The 14,996-nt window shown below is 42.2% G+C and carries 12 protein-coding genes; 3 read left to right on the plus strand and 9 right to left on the minus strand.

All coding sequences use genetic code 11. The features are described 5' to 3' along the window. Positions 1-10: 10 nt before the first annotated feature. From ACJJIE_RS16840 to ACJJIE_RS16850, 3 genes are read right to left on the minus strand one after another with little or no spacing between them, the layout of a single operon-like run. Positions 11-3,142 (minus strand): glycosyltransferase family 4 protein, encoded by a 3,132-nt coding sequence (locus ACJJIE_RS16840; RefSeq protein WP_444892413.1) that lies wholly within the window; start codon positions 3,140-3,142, stop codon positions 11-13. Further along, the gene (locus ACJJIE_RS16845) at positions 3,132-4,109 is read right to left on the minus strand and encodes an NAD-dependent epimerase/dehydratase family protein (RefSeq protein WP_444892414.1); all 978 of its coding nucleotides are present in this window, start codon (positions 4,107-4,109) and stop codon (positions 3,132-3,134) included. The genes ACJJIE_RS16840 and ACJJIE_RS16845 overlap by 11 nt, the downstream gene beginning before the upstream one ends. Before the next feature lie 15 nt (positions 4,110-4,124). After that, the gene (locus tag ACJJIE_RS16850) at positions 4,125-5,354 is read right to left on the minus strand and encodes an NAD-dependent epimerase/dehydratase family protein (protein ID WP_444892415.1); all 1,230 of its coding nucleotides are present in this window, start codon (positions 5,352-5,354) and stop codon (positions 4,125-4,127) included. 409 nt (positions 5,355-5,763) lie between these two features. Between ACJJIE_RS16850 and ACJJIE_RS16855 the strand changes: the two genes are divergently transcribed. Both ACJJIE_RS16855 and ACJJIE_RS16860 read left to right on the plus strand, forming a co-directional pair. Beyond that, the gene (locus ACJJIE_RS16855; protein WP_444892416.1) at positions 5,764-7,110 is read left to right on the plus strand and encodes a methyltransferase; all 1,347 of its coding nucleotides are present in this window, start codon (positions 5,764-5,766) and stop codon (positions 7,108-7,110) included. Between the two features lie 25 nt (positions 7,111-7,135). After that, positions 7,136-8,134, plus strand: a complete 999-nt coding sequence (locus ACJJIE_RS16860) for a hypothetical protein (protein ID WP_444892417.1) — start codon at positions 7,136-7,138, stop codon at positions 8,132-8,134. A 78-nt stretch (positions 8,135-8,212) separates the two neighbouring features. Here ACJJIE_RS16860 and ACJJIE_RS16865 read toward each other — a convergent pair whose 3' ends face one another. Together ACJJIE_RS16865 and ACJJIE_RS16870 are read right to left on the minus strand one after the other, a co-directional pair. Further along, positions 8,213-8,851: a glutathione S-transferase family protein gene (locus ACJJIE_RS16865; protein ID WP_444892418.1), complete on the minus strand. Its 639-nt coding sequence runs from the start codon at positions 8,849-8,851 to the stop codon at positions 8,213-8,215. A 113-nt stretch (positions 8,852-8,964) separates the two neighbouring features. Further along, positions 8,965-9,393: a VOC family protein gene (locus ACJJIE_RS16870; protein WP_282930577.1), complete on the minus strand. Its 429-nt coding sequence runs from the start codon at positions 9,391-9,393 to the stop codon at positions 8,965-8,967. A 239-nt stretch (positions 9,394-9,632) separates the two neighbouring features. On the opposite strand from ACJJIE_RS16870, the gene guaD reads away from it, so the two are divergent. Then, positions 9,633-11,027, plus strand: a complete 1,395-nt coding sequence (gene guaD / locus ACJJIE_RS16875; RefSeq protein WP_444892419.1) for a guanine deaminase — start codon at positions 9,633-9,635, stop codon at positions 11,025-11,027. A gap of 1 nt (position 11,028) precedes the next feature. On the opposite strand, the gene ACJJIE_RS16880 is transcribed toward guaD, so the two are convergent. The 4 genes from ACJJIE_RS16880 to atpG all read right to left on the minus strand — a co-directional run bounded on the left by ACJJIE_RS16880 (position 11,029) and on the right by atpG (position 14,950). Continuing rightward, the gene (locus ACJJIE_RS16880; RefSeq protein WP_444892420.1) at positions 11,029-12,015 is read right to left on the minus strand and encodes a hypothetical protein; all 987 of its coding nucleotides are present in this window, start codon (positions 12,013-12,015) and stop codon (positions 11,029-11,031) included. A gap of 179 nt (positions 12,016-12,194) precedes the next feature. Next, positions 12,195-12,614, minus strand: a complete 420-nt coding sequence (locus ACJJIE_RS16885; protein ID WP_444892421.1) for a F0F1 ATP synthase subunit epsilon — start codon at positions 12,612-12,614, stop codon at positions 12,195-12,197. Between the two features lie 18 nt (positions 12,615-12,632). Then, positions 12,633-14,036: a F0F1 ATP synthase subunit beta gene (atpD, locus tag ACJJIE_RS16890; protein WP_282930574.1), complete on the minus strand. Its 1,404-nt coding sequence runs from the start codon at positions 14,034-14,036 to the stop codon at positions 12,633-12,635. Positions 14,037-14,089: 53 nt separating this feature from the next. After that, on the minus strand, positions 14,090-14,950 hold the full coding sequence (gene atpG, locus ACJJIE_RS16895; protein WP_282930573.1) for a F0F1 ATP synthase subunit gamma: 861 nt from the start codon (positions 14,948-14,950) through the stop codon (positions 14,090-14,092). Between the last annotated feature and the right edge of the window lie 46 nt (positions 14,951-14,996).

Below are 14,996 nucleotides of genomic sequence, written 5' to 3' on the forward strand. Positions count from 1 at the left end.
TCAAGCCACCTTAGATCGCGACTAACATTTGTTTAAGATAACGCAATCGGCCATTTCGTAAGACAAGTCCATTTTCCTTAACACGTACGGTAATTTCTGAGTTTTCCTGCTTTATTTCTGGGGTTAAAGAGAACCGGAATCCATACCAAGCTAGTTTCGGGTTTCGAGTACCGAAACGTTCCACATAACGATTCGCCATGGTTTCAGCTACAATATTTCCGTTCACCTCTAAGACAATCACTAAATTTTTAGCTATATTGCTTCTATCCCATGCCCATCCCTCAAGAACCCGTGGATCGAGTGCAAATAGTTCTCGTGGTGGAATTGAACCTTTAATAGGTGAGCCGGTATATCCCTTGAATATGCGCTGCAAGGTAGTGCCAGATTTTTGAATCACAGCCTGAAAACTAAACTTGGGTTTAAATTCAGTTTCATTGATTTTTCCCTGCTCATGGATAAGTTTTGCAATATCATGTTCAGGCTCATCCTTACCTTCTACTGTATAATCCTTGTCTACAAACTCTCCTACCTCTGCGTGATCTTGTCCATATAAAGTGGTATCTTCAGCATCTACCCCTTGAATGTTTTCAGGTATGTTATTTTCCGATTTAGAGAAGAAACTCCAGGTATATTTCTGGTTAAATATCTCCTCAACAGCCACCTCATTAAGTATTGGACTTCCAGAGATAGCTGCAAACACATTTTTAGAAAGTTTTATAACCCGTATAAAACGGGTGTAAGTCATTTCTTGATCTTCTAGCAGAAACTTAATATTAAACTTTTCGCCTTCTTCCCATTTGTCTGGAATTGGGAATCTATGTAAAGTAAGTTCATTATCTTGTAGCTCCAAAGAAATTGACTGAGGCTCGCCATTAACGATTAATTGCCTATTTCCCTGACCTTTGGCTACACAGAGCAAATGGGAGTTTCTCTCGTCCAAACCAACAACCACCCTAGGATTGCGGTTTTTCATTTTACGAGGCCGGTCGGCATGTAAAAGCCACACAGGTTCCTCATCCAAACGATTCTTATCCCGATAAAGTGCTGGTCTTAACTTAGCTCCAATCGGCTGAGCTGAAGGAAGAAGGGCTAATTTACGATAGGCAATATTGTCATTTTCAATCAACGACATTGAGCGCAAATAGACTGAGTTAGCATTATTTCGAGATTCTTCCAGTTCCTCTAAATAGTAATCACTCCGAAGATGGCACTCAGGAATAACCATCAATTCAAACCCAAATTCTTTGTTCGCCCTTAAAATATATTCCTGTACCAAACCGTAGCGAATATCATAAGGGAGTATTGACCCCACCTTGCTTGATACCAGTTTTGGGATACAAATAATATTTGTGCCTATAGCATTTCCAAAGCTGATCTCAGATACGATATCTCCACCTATCGGCATTACCACCTTGTTTTCAGGTAGAGATAAAAAGCTAGTGATTATGAATTCATGATTTATTTGAAGAGTTTTGCGTAACTCACCACAAAATTTTCCACTTAATCGAGAGGATGTACCATCACAGAGAATGCAAGCATCTAGAGTACTTTCAGAAAGACTTTTAGCCAGTGCAATCCCTGCTGGAAATCCAATGAAATCCACCAAACTACAATCGAGACCGGCTTCCAATAGAAAGTTAGAAGCTCTCTCAGCAATATTTTCAAGAAAGGAATCGATTAATAAAAATTTGATCGAGTCGGGTCTATCAACTAAAAGTGCCTCAGAAAATTCCATAACACCCTCAGTATTCCGCAATAGAACAACCACTTCTAGGGTCGGTAGCTCAATCTCATTAGAAACTGTTAAGGCTGGAGAGCCTGTAATCTTGGTGATCGCTTCAGGGCCACCAAACTGCTTAAAAAGATCTGCTAAGTAGGCATGAAAACCATACCAAACTTGAAGGTTATAATTATTATCAAAACTGGAATGCGCAATCCTATGCCCATTCTTCAGCACCTCTTCTAGCCTTTTCGCTAGCTCAAATGCGTAGGGTGCTATAAGACAACTTTCATGGTCTTCTTTTGCGATAAGTTCTGGAGTTCCCCCTACACGCGTTGCAATAAAAGGAATATTATTCTCTAGTGTTTCATATACTGCCATGGTGGAATTTTCAATCAGGGAGGGCATTACCGCTATCATATCCCTGGAACACAAAAACGAGAGAGCTTCCGGCTGGTTATAATCTGTGATGCAATTGACTTCAAAACTCCAAGTAGATGCTTTTCGCTCAATATAGTCCGCAACCTTCTCATTGTTTTGATTAGGTAAGGCTTCACCATATTTACCTAGGAAATTAACTCTGGTAGGACAATTCCCCGTCCGCTCAAGTAAATCCAGAGCCGTACAAAAGAGCTCCAATCCCTTCCGCATTTCCAAACGACCAAAGAAGGTCAATTCGTTAGTGCGAACTATATCACCAGGCTTTCGATTAATGCGTTTATCATCAACAGGAACTTCAGAAAAATCGAGAATATTTGGCTGAACATAAGTTGATGTTGGCAGCTTATAGCCGACATAGCGCATAAAGCAAAGTAGGTGTGCGCTACCACCAATTACCATATCGGCAAATTCAACACATTTCTGCTCAGCAAAACTCGCTGGTAACAGCTCCCTTTTTACCAATGGCTGCATTTGATAATGACGATTCCAGAGGTGCGGGGACGATGTCTTTACAATAAATAAAGTATCTTTAAACGCCAAACCCAATTTCTTAACCATCAACGCATAAATTAATCCACCTCGCCATTCGGAAGTGTGGATAACATCAAAACGTCTCTGTTCAATTAACCATCGGTATGCCGCACTATATCGTCGCTGCCAACTCTGTGAGGGGCCGATAATTGTTTCATCCGAGTGCACCAAGTAGTGCAGTGAAACACCAAAATTGGAAAATTCCTCAACCCAATACTCAGGTGTTTCATTCTCAACCGTTTCACCCTTTAAGTAGAGCACATGTACTTCGTGCCCATGTGCTGCCAGTCCTTTCGCTAGGTGATAGTAGGTTGAAGCAATCCCTCCATTTCTCACCGGACCTAGGATTTCTTCTGTGGCTATACAAACTCTGAGCTTCTGGTCCGACTCAAAACCTGCATAAGTATTTAAATCAGGGAATGAATCTACTGAAAATTTGTCAATCTGCATTCTGTAGGGCCCTCTGCGAGAGGCTGGGCTTCAGAACATCCTCCTTATTGACAAAGTAATCCCATGTAATTTGAATACCGTCCCTTAATGATACTTCCGGTCTAAAGCCCAAGTACTGTTTTGCTTTAGTAATATCGGTATAGTTATGACGTACTTCACCTGCTCTGAAAGGGTGGTTAACTATTTCAAGGTCTTCATGGCAGCCCGAGACATCCCTTAGTAAACTAATTACTTCGTTAATTGACGTTGGCTGGCCGCTGCCTAGCTGAAATACTCCATTTTCTCTCTTTTCCAGAGCGTTCATTATTCCCTGGCAGAGATCCCCTACAAAAATAAAGTCTCTAGTCTGATAGCCATCTCCGTAGACATCACAGACCTGTCCTTTCAGAATATTTTTTATAAAGGCTGCTATCACACTTCCCTTGTGAAGGGAAAGCGGACCATAAACATTAGAAAATCGTAAACAAGTTATTGATAGTCCATAGCTCTGAGAATATGCAGAACAGTAAGCTTCTGCTGCAGCCTTAGACGCACCATAAGCCGATGCGGGGTTCACCGGCATTAGTTCATGTACAGGTGGATCAGCTTCCCCAATGATCGCCCCACCTGTAGAAGCATTAATTAGATGTCTAACCTCATATCTTCGCATTGCTTCCAGAAGATTGACTGTCCCCTGTACATTTACTTCGAAGTTATAGACAGGATTATTTATTGAATTAATAACACGTGTATCTGCAGCTAAGTGTATAACAGCATCAGCATGTTTTACTGCCTCATCCACATCCCGCTGATTTCTAACATCTCCTCTAATAAATTTATGAGGTATGCCGGCTAATGCTGCGGTAGTGCCAGTGACCTCATTATCTAAAACTAAAATTTCGTCATATAAACTCAATGTATTGAGGTATTTGACTAAATTTGACCCTATAAATCCACATCCACCAGTAATAAGGATTCGCGTAGACATAGCTAAAGCTACCCACTAGGAAATGGTTTCAGTAACTTCACTAGTTTTTTCCCGATAGGAAATATCGGCAAGTTTATTACCTTGTGTCCAATAGGAAACGCAAGGTATTTTTGAATGATCAGCCCGATCTTGATATTGCATTGTTATATCTGTAATTTCCTGCAGAAGGCTATCTTTAATAAGAATCGGCTGCCATCCAAATGAACGAAGTAAATCATTTTTTACATTGAGATCATTTCTCTCTGCCTCCTTCCTCGGATTTGGCAGATAACTTATTTCACAGTCTGTCAGTGATTGAACTAATTGTGCAAGATCGGAAAGCGTTTGTGTTTCCGCCATCTGATTGAGAATCAGTGGCCGTTCACCAAGCTCCGGTGGATGTAAAAGTGCCTGCTCAATACATTTACAAGTATCAGAGATATGGATAAATGCACGAGTTTGACCACCTGTGCCATGAACAGTCAGTGGAAAACCGACAGTCGCTTGCATTAGAAATCTATTTAGGACTGTGCCGTAGTCCCCGTCATAATCAAAACGATTTATCAGGCGCTCATCCAGACTAGAGAGTTCAGTCTGTGTTCCCCAAACAATCCCCTGGTGAAGATCGGTAATACGAAGCCTGTCATTTTTCGCATAATACTGAAACATCTGCGAATCCATCGTCTTGGTCATATGGTAAATGGAGCCTGGATTAGGCGGATAAACGATAGAGTCTGAAATTTGACGATTATCAATTGTCTCTATTTTTACATCCAAGTAACCTTCAGGTATTGGTATGGGCTCCTCATGGCCGTAACCATATACACCCATTGTACCGAGGTGAACCAAGTGGATATCAAGCTGTGTCGCTACAATCGCATTGAGAATATTATGGGTACCACAAATGTTATTAGCGATAGTATAATTTTTAGTAGCGCTACTTTTCATCGAATAGGGGGCAGCACGCTGCTCACCAAAATGAACTATACTATCTGGTTTTTCCTCCTCTATTAGATTTACAAGATCGTTAAATTTCTGGGAAACATCCAACTCGACAAAGCGAATAACCTTTCCCGTTAACTCAAACCAAGTATCAATACGTTCTTTCAGTTCTCGAATCGGTGTTAATGACTTTACATTGAGTTCACTATCAATTTTTCTTCTAGAAAAATTGTCAATAATAATAACTTCATGACCTAAATTACTCAGATGTAATGAGGTTGGCCATCCACAAAAGCCATCGCCACCGACTATTATCAGTTTCAAAGAGCCACCTCCACAAGTTTTGCCAACCAGGCCGTTGGCAGATCAATTTATTCAGGGTTGAGGTGTTATCGTCTGCTGCTTAATTGGATAACGTGAATCTTACAAAATCCAATTTATAACACAGGCTTTACAGCTTTACCGATTATACGAGTTAGCATCCGCGCCAACTTTTACAGATTGCACCTTGAATAGTTTTCCCAGAGAAAATAAATTTATTATTTGACAGCTCCAACTTTCACATTTATGAATATTTTCATAATTTAAGAAAATCAATGCTAGCTGCGAGCATGTACTCAATAATAAGCAATCTTATTATATTTGATTTAAATCGAGCGCAACTGCACCTATTTGCAGCATGCAAGTCAATATCCACGCCAAAAAACCTGGTTACCATTACTTGGAAAATTAAATGTCTACTTTAGAAATCAATCAGCTGGATAATTTTGAACAAGGGAAGCAAGCTGCATTAGCTGGAGAAATAGACCTGGCGAGAGAGTTATTGCGTCCAATTGCCGATCTCAACCCTTTTCATCCGGCTACTTATTTTCTTTGCTATGCCGAATCAAAAAATGGTTCGATTCTAAATTGTGATAAATATGCGCTGACCTTCATATCAAGACATCCACACCATGTAGGCATGAGAATAATCTCCGCTATGCTAAATATAGCTAAAGGAGATATAGATCAAGCTGAAAAAGATATAAAAATAGCAATCAAGTGCAGTCCAGAACATAAACGAGCGCTAAAAGTCTTTGACCAAGTCAAACTGATACGAATCGAAAATAACGCCAGGGAAGCGATTGAAATTTTAGACACCTCCCGTTCTCACCCTGCATTTTCAAAACTTTCCCGCTCAAAAGCAGCAAAACAATTGAAGAAAATCGAGCCTTTAGAAGATTGGGACAATCATGAATTACAGGCTAAAATCGCATTTTTCCACAACTGCACTAATATACGCCACGCACTGAAGAATTTTGATTCTGACCTCATCACTAGTGCCGTTGAACTCGGCTACTGTTCATGGCCAAGAAAACTACATAAATATGTACAAGGGTGCAATGTTTTAGATGTCGGTTGTGGTTTTGGCGGCTATGCCATGGGCTACCTCTGTGCTGGGGCAAACAGTTATACCGGTGTAGACCCTGCAATGTCTTTAGACTCCAGGAGAGTTCGCAATAAAAGGATAAGAAAGTGGGTTAACGCGCCAATGTCCGGCCAGGACATCATGGATTTGATCCCGGATATTGATTTACGCCAGTGCTCTACCCGCGATCTCGTTGGTATAAAGACCTTTGATACGGTTTGCCTACACAATGTCACTGAGCACCTATTGGAAATTGAGGGTGTATTCGAGGATATTGCGGGGTTGTTATCGAAAGGAGGAAAAATTATATTTCTGCATCACAACTTTTATGGCTGGAGTGGGCACCATATGCCTCCTCATAATCCATCAGTTTTAGATGAAGGGAATCCAGATCATCTTAAGTTTTGTGATTGGAACCATATTAATATTGTTCGCCATTTGCCACATGATCACTATTTACACACACATCTAAATCGCATTCGAGTCGATGAATTGCGCGCATTAACACGTAAGTTTTTTAATATCGAAACCTGGGAACTACAGCCTTCCCATAGTAATGTTTTAGAACGTTTAACTCCGGAAATAGAGACCAGAGTAAGAGAGGAAATTCCTGATATTACACTGGATGAAATGAAGACAAATGTTGTTTTTTGTGTAGCTTACGCTAAGTAATTAATTTTATTTCCGGAGCAAAATAATGTACGAAATTGATGATGCGGAAATTGCAAGGGGTTGTTATATACACCCAGAAATTTCATTTTCTAAAACCGAAGTTCCCCAGAGCGTATTTGAAACACCAGGAATGGTTTCGATTGCGGAGCGTAAATTACTATATTCACTAGCGTCAAAAAATTTCCAACAAAAAGGGTATATTGTTGATGCCGGAAGCTTTATGGGAGCGTCTGTGGTTTCTCTCGCACATGGGTTGATGAGTAACTCAGATTTTTCGAACAACAGAAACTCAAATATATTGGATAGTAAACCTATTAGTAGTTATGAATTGGGTTTTCTACCTAAACCTGTAAATGGTTCGGATCGTGTTTGGGAATGTGATTCACTAACCTATAAGTTTGGTGAATCTTTTGTTCCTATACTAGAAAATAGTATTTCTCCATTTGAATCATTGATTGAACTGAATATCGGTGATTTTAATGAGTTTTCCTGGCCTGATAATCCAATTGAAATTTGTTTCATTGATGTATGTAAAACTCAGAACCTAAATAAACATGTTTCAGCAGAGTTTATGCCAAAGCTTATTGAGCGTGAATCATTTTTCATTAATCAGGATTTTTTCTTTGATCGTTTACCATGGATTAAAGTAACCATGGGATATCTTGAAGATTATTTCGACTGGTATGGGCAAGTATTTTCAAGCTCAATCTATAAGTGTAAAAAACCAATTCCTAAGGAAGTAGCTGAATACGACCCATTCACCGAAGCTAGCCTAGAGGAATGCTTGAAGCTCCACGATAATCATCCTAAAGAACATCTAACAGATGCTCATAAATTAAGAATGTGCTTGTCTCGCTCATACCTTATTGCAATGAAAGGGGATAAAGATGAAGCACTAGATTATCTCAAAGTAGTTGAAAGTGATTATGAGCATATGATGGATGAAAATACTTCTATAGACAGAAATGATCGTTTTCGATTCAACAGAGCTGTCCGGCAAATAAAAAGCGGAATTTTTAGTTGAAAACTAGTATTTGGGATAAATCAAAAAGGTCAGGAATATAGTTTCTGACCTTTTAGTTCAAACAAAATATATTTAAATTTAAGCTGGGCTTATATTCATGTCTTTTTCCAAAGCTGCATCAAGTTCTTGAGCTCGTTGAAATGCTTTACGTTGAGATAAACGATTTACATACTCCTGATACTCTTCACGTCCATCTATAGTTCCAAACTGTAACCCCCACCCCAGCTGTGCACCAATATATACATCTGCTGCTGTAAAACGTTCTCCAACAATATACGGGTTTGATTTTATTGCACCAGATAGCGTATCTAGTGCAAGTTTATAATTACCGTAACCCAACATTTGCTGTTTATCTTTAGCCACATCTTCATCAAAGATATATTTATTCACAATGGCGGACTCTAGAGGTCCAGCCGAATAAAACATCCACCGGTAATAATTGGCACGCTCTTCGTTATTCATCGGAGACAAACCTGAATCGGAAAACACATCAGCCAAGTAGACACATATTGCTGCTGCTTCAGTTATTATTTTGTTGTCGTGCACTAGTGTTGGAACTTTCCCCATGGGATTCAAAGCAAGATACTCTAGCGATTTCATGTCTTCGCCATATTCAAGTACTTTGGTTTGATAGGGTACTGATATCTCCTCTAACATCCATCGAACAATACAGCCTCTCGACTGAGGATTCGTATAAAAGATGATTTCATTTGCCATGTCAATATCTCGAATTTATATGGAGACATAAATTTTAGCTAGGCTAGTATCATTTCTTCGAGAGATTTACATGTCAAGTTTGAGTAGAAGTACTATCTATTTGCTTGGACAATTCACTCGGCTAATTCAACGGTTATATTCTCTGGTCCCAAGAGAAAAGCTAATTTTTTATCTTGATACTCCAATATTCCGCTTCTTGTACTAATTCCTTGCTTCGATAAATACTCTAAAGCTTCATTCAAATTATCTACCTTTAAACACAGATGGTTATAACCGGGCCTTGCCAAGTCAATTAGTGATGGATTAGTTTTAACCACTGGATTTCGGTAGTGAAGTAGCTGTATCTCAAATTTCGGAGATGACTGCTTTAGTACCATCGTAAAGTGATCTGCTTCTACATTATCCACCTGGAGATACCGTGACGCTTTCTCGCCAGTTAGAAAGTTTTTGAGTAGAAGCTCAAAACCCAGCAATTCAAAAAAGCTGACACTTTCCTCTAATTTCGTAACAACTACTGTTACGTGATCTGGATGTTTAAACATGGATTGAGAGCCTTCAATCTAGATTTAAGTACAAGTTTAGATGGAATTTATTAAGTTTTTTCCAAATACAAGATATACAAATCAAATTTCTGTATTTTTAAGTAGGTTATTACTCAATATATAAGTTAATTTGTTGTTTTGTATTCCAGCTCTTCTAGAGACAATCGAAATAAATTTGTCACATTATCTTTCAAATGCTAAATATGTAGGTTTGCTTATTATTTTAACGGAGTGAATTGGTGGTCGAATATTTATCTTTAAGCAGCAATATAAAGTCCAATATAGCTAAATTATTTCTATTACTCTCAGCCTCTAGCAACTTTGTTTATGCAGAGACAACTATATTTCAAGGTGACATACTTCATTTTACTTCCGACCCGGCGAAGACTAGTAAAGCTTATGAGTATATTGAGGATGGCGGATTAATTGTCAAAGATGGAATAATTGCCGGGATAATTTCTGAAGAAGAAATTTCGGTAAAAAAAAGAGGCGCAGAGATTGTAGATTATCGCGGCAAGTTAATACTTCCCGGCTTTATCGATTCTCATATTCACTATCCACAGACGGGAATGATTGCGGCTCATGGTGAGCAATTATTAGAGTGGCTTAAAGAATACACCTTTCCAACTGAAAGGAAATTTTCCGATAAAGAACATGCAAAGGAGGTTGCAGAGTTCTTTATTAGTCAGTTACTAAAGAATGGCACAACATCAGCACTTGTATTTGGTACCGTTCACCCAGAGTCTGTAGATGCTCTCTTTGAAGTTGCTCAACGAGAGAACATGCGACTAATTGCAGGTAAGGTGCTGATGGATCGCAATGCGCCAGAATACCTGCAAGATACACCGCAAAGTGCCTATTCCGATAGCAAGAAACTGATCGAACGTTGGCATAATAAGGATCGATTGAGCTATGCCATTACTCCAAGATTTGCCCCGACAAGTACTCCTGAGCAGCTTAAGCAGGCAGCTAAGTTACTAGATGAATATCCCGATGTGTATATGCATACCCATGTTTCCGAAAATAAGGATGAAATTAATTGGGTAAAATCATTGTTCCCAGAAGCAAATAGTTATCTTGATGTTTATAACATATATGGATTAAATCGGGACCACTCAGTGTTTGCTCATGGTATTTACCTGGATGACAAAGAGATGGAAAGTATGGCTTCTGTCGGCAGCGCTATTGCTTTTTGCCCAACGTCTAATCTGTTTCTAGGGAGCGGATTATTCCCGCTTAATAGAGGTGAAGAAATCAATGTTAGCGTGGGCCTGGGAACCGATGTGGGAGCCGGCACCAGTTTCTCTATGTTAGAGACTATGGATGAGGCCTATAAGGTAGTTCAGCTGCAAAAGTCGATTGGAAATAACAACAATATAAAGACATTCTCTCCGCTAAAAGCTTTCTATCTTGCAACCTTAGGATCTGCAAAAGCATTGGATATCGATGACAAAGTTGGAAACTTTGAAAAAGGAAAAGAAGCAGATTTTATTGTCATTGATTTAAAATCAACTGATTTAATGGATTTTAGAATGAAGTCTGTAAAGACACTTGAAGAAAAACTATTTGCCCTGCAGGTTCTTGGTGATGATAGAGCTATATACAGCACTTACATAATGGGTGATAAAAAATAGTTTATCTGGTGTTTGATATCGCGTGACCTATTTTTCGATACTCTTCTTGTACTCGCTCGAGATTGTCAACCCCAAGGTAGTAGTCGTCTTTGCCAAAAATGCTCTCCCAAACAAAGGGATAAATGGCGATAACCTTGGGGTTTGCTATTGCAAAATCATAAGCTTGCTTTGCCTGGCTGATTAATTGTGATTCAGAAATACTACCGAAACCTCTATTCGAGGTTTTAAATGCTCTTGGAATTAAATAATATTTAACATCTAAATGTGATGTTTTAACCATTAGCTTTTCTACTAGTTGTTGTTGAAAACTCTCTCCTACATAGTAATTTACAGCAAATAAATTATATTTTTTAGGAATTATTTTTTTGAAATTTGACTTCCTAACTGTTTCATTCATAAATGTAATTGCTCTTTTTGCTTTAGGAAAGCTTTCTTTCACTAATTGAGCAATTTCTTCTAGATATAGCTTTAGTGTTTGATTATTTAATTTTGAGCGATGGAAAGGTTCATCTAATGGATCAAACGCTATAATAATATCACTAAATGGCTCTAATCGTTTCCTTGCTAGTTCCCACCGTTCCAAATAATCCGCTCGCTTCCTATAGGTCGGATAACCATCAAAGAATATCGGAGCTATTTGTACCCATATCTTTAGTCCATGACTTCTTGCGACCTTCATAATATCTATTTCATTGTAATAGACGTCAACAAACGTTGTAAATTGCGATACCTCAGCAATTTCATCGACAGTCCATCCGGAATGAAAGAAACCAAACTCCACCAAGTGTTCAGGCACATTATTTTCAGGATCTACATATATAGGGGAGGTGATACTTCCGTGAATTAGTAACGCTCTAGGGGACTTTAGATTTTCAGCTGTAGTAGGTTCTTTACTAGTTTTAATAGAGGCTGCAATCACTTTGTTAGAAGTGGCAGTCAAGGGCGCAAACATGAAAAGTAAATACGCGACAGTTAACATCCATTTCATAGTTGATAGCTTCTTCAATCCTTAAACATACAACCATCACTTGAAACTATAGCCGTTATAGGGTGTGCGCAGGGTAGGAGTAAGGGTAGGCTTTTAGAGTTTTCCAGAAGAATAAAAAAAGCAGCCGAAGCTGCTTTTTTGTCGCCTGGAAACAGGCCTTACGAGAAGGTAAGAACTGTTTACTTACCGGCCGCCTTGCGGATTGCCTGCAGGGTACGCAGACGCGCTTCGGCTTCGGCCAGCTGGGCTGAGATGCGCGCGTAGTCGACTTCAGACGGTGCCTTGTGCAGGGCGTGTTCCGCTTCTTCGCGGGCCTTCTGCGCGGCGTCTTCATCGATCTCACGTTCGGCTACATCGGCGAGGATAGTCACCATATTAGGTTGTACCTCGGCGTAGCCACCGCTGACGAACAGTACTTCCTCTTCACCACCGGGCTTGATGATGCGCACCGGACCGGCTTTCAGAGCGGTAAGCAACTGGGCGTGACCGTAGGAGAGACCCAGCTCACCCTCGATACCAGTCACAATCACCATCTCTACCAGTCCGGAGAAGAGAGACTGCTCGGCGCTGACAATGTCACAATGTACTGTCATGGCCATAGTATATGCCTCTCTCGATTAGCCCTTGGCTTTGTTGGCTTTTTCCACAGCTTCGTCGATGGTTCCCACCATGTAGAAGGCCTGTTCCGGCATGTGGTCATATTCACCATTCAGGATGCCCTGGAAGCCACGGATGGTTTCTTTCAGGGAAACGTATTTACCTGGTGCACCGGTGAAGATTTCCGCAACGTGGAACGGCTGGGACAGGAAACGTTCGATCTTACGCGCGCGGGCTACGGTCTGCTTGTCTTCTTCAGACAGCTCGTCCATACCCAGGATCGCGATGATGTCCTTCAGCTCTTTGTAGCGCTGCAGTACAGACTGTACGCCGCGAGCCACTTCGTAGTGCTCCTGACCGATTACCTGTGGGTCCAGCTGACGAGAGGTGGAGTCCAGCGGGTCAACAGCCGGGTAGATACCTTTAGCGGCGATATCACGGCTCAGTACTACGGTGGAGTCCAAGTGCGCGAAGGTGGTCGCCGGAGATGGGTCAGTCAAGTCATCCGCCGGTACGTATACCGCCTGGATAGAGGTGATAGAGCCAGTCTTGGTGGAGGTAATACGCTCCTGCAGAACGCCCATCTCTTCCGCCAGGGTCGGCTGGTAACCTACCGCAGAAGGCATACGGCCCAGCAGTGCGGATACTTCGGTACCGGCCAGGGTGTAGCGGTAGATGTTGTCGACGAACAACAGTACGTCTTTGCCTTCATCACGGAATTTCTCCGCCATGGTCAGGCCGGTCAGGGCTACGCGCAGACGGTTGCCGGGCGGCTCATTCATCTGGCCGTAAACCATCGCCACTTTGGAGTTGGCTTTGTTTTCCAGGTCAACAACGCCGGATTCAGCCATCTCGTAGTAGAAGTCGTTACCTTCACGGGTACGCTCACCAACACCTGCGAACACGGACAGACCGGAGTGCTCGGTAGCGATGTTGTTGATCAGTTCCATCATGTTTACGGTTTTACCTACACCGGCACCACCGAACAGACCAACCTTACCACCCTTGGCGAACGGGCAAACCAGGTCGATTACCTTGATGCCGGTTTCCAGCAGTTCGGTAGAGCTGGACTGCTCTTCGTAGGTCGGTGCAGCGCGGTGGATAGAGGAGCGCTCTTTCTCACCGATTGGGCCACACTCGTCAATCGGGTTGCCGAGCACGTCCATGATGCGACCGAGGGTTTCCAGGCCAACCGGTACAGAAACCGGAGCGCCGGTATTGCGCACGGACAGACCGCGGCTGACACCTTCGGATGAACCCATGGCAATAGCGCGTACCACGCCGTCACCCAACTGCTGCTGCACTTCCATGGTGAGGTTTTTGTCCTCAACCACCAGTGCGTCGTATACATTCGGAACAGAATCGCGTGGGAATTCCACGTCGATGACCGCTCCGATCACTTGCACAATTTGCCCGTTACTCATTTCCGGATCCTCAGCTTTAAATTCTTTCTAGGCTGACCATTACTGGCAGCGGATTAAACCGCCGCCGCACCGCCGACAATTTCGGACAGTTCCTGGGTAATGGCCGCCTGGCGCGCCTTGTTGTAGACAAGCTGCAACTGATCGATCAGCTCACCGGCGTTATCGGTGGCGCTCTTCATCGCGATCATACGCGCTGCCTGTTCACAGGCTTTGTTTTCAACTACTGCCTGGTATACCTGGGACTCGATGTAGCGAGCCAGCAATCCATCCAGCAATTCAACCGGATCCGGCTCGTAGAGGTAGTCCCACTCGTGCATGAGTTTTTCATCTTCGTCCTTCGGCAGCGGCAGCAATTGCTCAACCTGCGGCTTCTGGGACATGGTGTTGATAAACTCATTGGATACCAGGAACAGGCGATCGATATCGCCTTCTGCGTAACGGTCCAGCATTACCTTAACTGAGCCAATCAGCTGGTTGGCCTGGGGCGCATCGCCCAGATCGCGTACCGCTGCGACAACCTTGCTGCCGATGGCATTAAAGAAACTGGCCGCCTTGTTACCTACCGCGCAGACTTCGACGTCGACACCCTTTTCGGACCACGCCTGCATCTCGCGAATAGCGGCTTTGAACATATTGACGTTCAAGCCACCACAGAGTCCGCGGTCAGTGGATACCAGGATAAAACCGACCCGCTTGGCCTCGCGCTCTTGCAGGTAAATATGCTGGTACTCGGCCGAAGCGTTGGCGACGTGGCCGATCACTGCGCGTATGCGCTGGGCGTAGGGACGCCCCAGTGCCATGCGATCCTGAGCCCTGCGCATCTTACTGGCTGCAACCATTTCCATTGCGGCAGTAATTTTCTGCGTGCTCTTGATGCTGGCAATTTTTGTGCGTACTTCTTTTCCGCCTGCCATAGTGATTTACCTTGTTCGCTGGAAGTTAGATTCCGAAAGAGCGGAC

The sequence above is a fragment of the Microbulbifer maximicatervae (SeqCode) genome, assembly GCF_052467325.1.

Excerpts from the sequence above, each read along its gene's own strand:
- ACJJIE_RS16880 (WP_444892420.1), bottom strand. The coding sequence starts at position 12,015 with ATGAAATGGATGTTAACTGTCGCGTATTTACTTTTCATGTTTGCGCCC.
- ACJJIE_RS16885 (WP_444892421.1), bottom strand. The coding sequence starts at position 12,614 with ATGGCCATGACAGTACATTGTGACATTGTCAGCGCCGAGCAGTCTCTC.
- ACJJIE_RS16860 (WP_444892417.1), top strand. The coding sequence starts at position 7,136 with ATGTACGAAATTGATGATGCGGAAATTGCAAGGGGTTGTTATATACAC.
- atpG (WP_282930573.1), bottom strand. The coding sequence starts at position 14,950 with ATGGCAGGCGGAAAAGAAGTACGCACAAAAATTGCCAGCATCAAGAGC.
- ACJJIE_RS16865 (WP_444892418.1), bottom strand. The coding sequence starts at position 8,851 with ATGGCAAATGAAATCATCTTTTATACGAATCCTCAGTCGAGAGGCTGT.
- ACJJIE_RS16845 (WP_444892414.1), bottom strand. The coding sequence starts at position 4,109 with ATGTCTACGCGAATCCTTATTACTGGTGGATGTGGATTTATAGGGTCA.
- ACJJIE_RS16870 (WP_282930577.1), bottom strand. The coding sequence starts at position 9,393 with ATGTTTAAACATCCAGATCACGTAACAGTAGTTGTTACGAAATTAGAG.
- ACJJIE_RS16855 (WP_444892416.1), top strand. The coding sequence starts at position 5,764 with ATGTCTACTTTAGAAATCAATCAGCTGGATAATTTTGAACAAGGGAAG.
- ACJJIE_RS16840 (WP_444892413.1), bottom strand. The coding sequence starts at position 3,142 with ATGCAGATTGACAAATTTTCAGTAGATTCATTCCCTGATTTAAATACT.
- atpD (WP_282930574.1), bottom strand. The coding sequence starts at position 14,036 with ATGAGTAACGGGCAAATTGTGCAAGTGATCGGAGCGGTCATCGACGTG.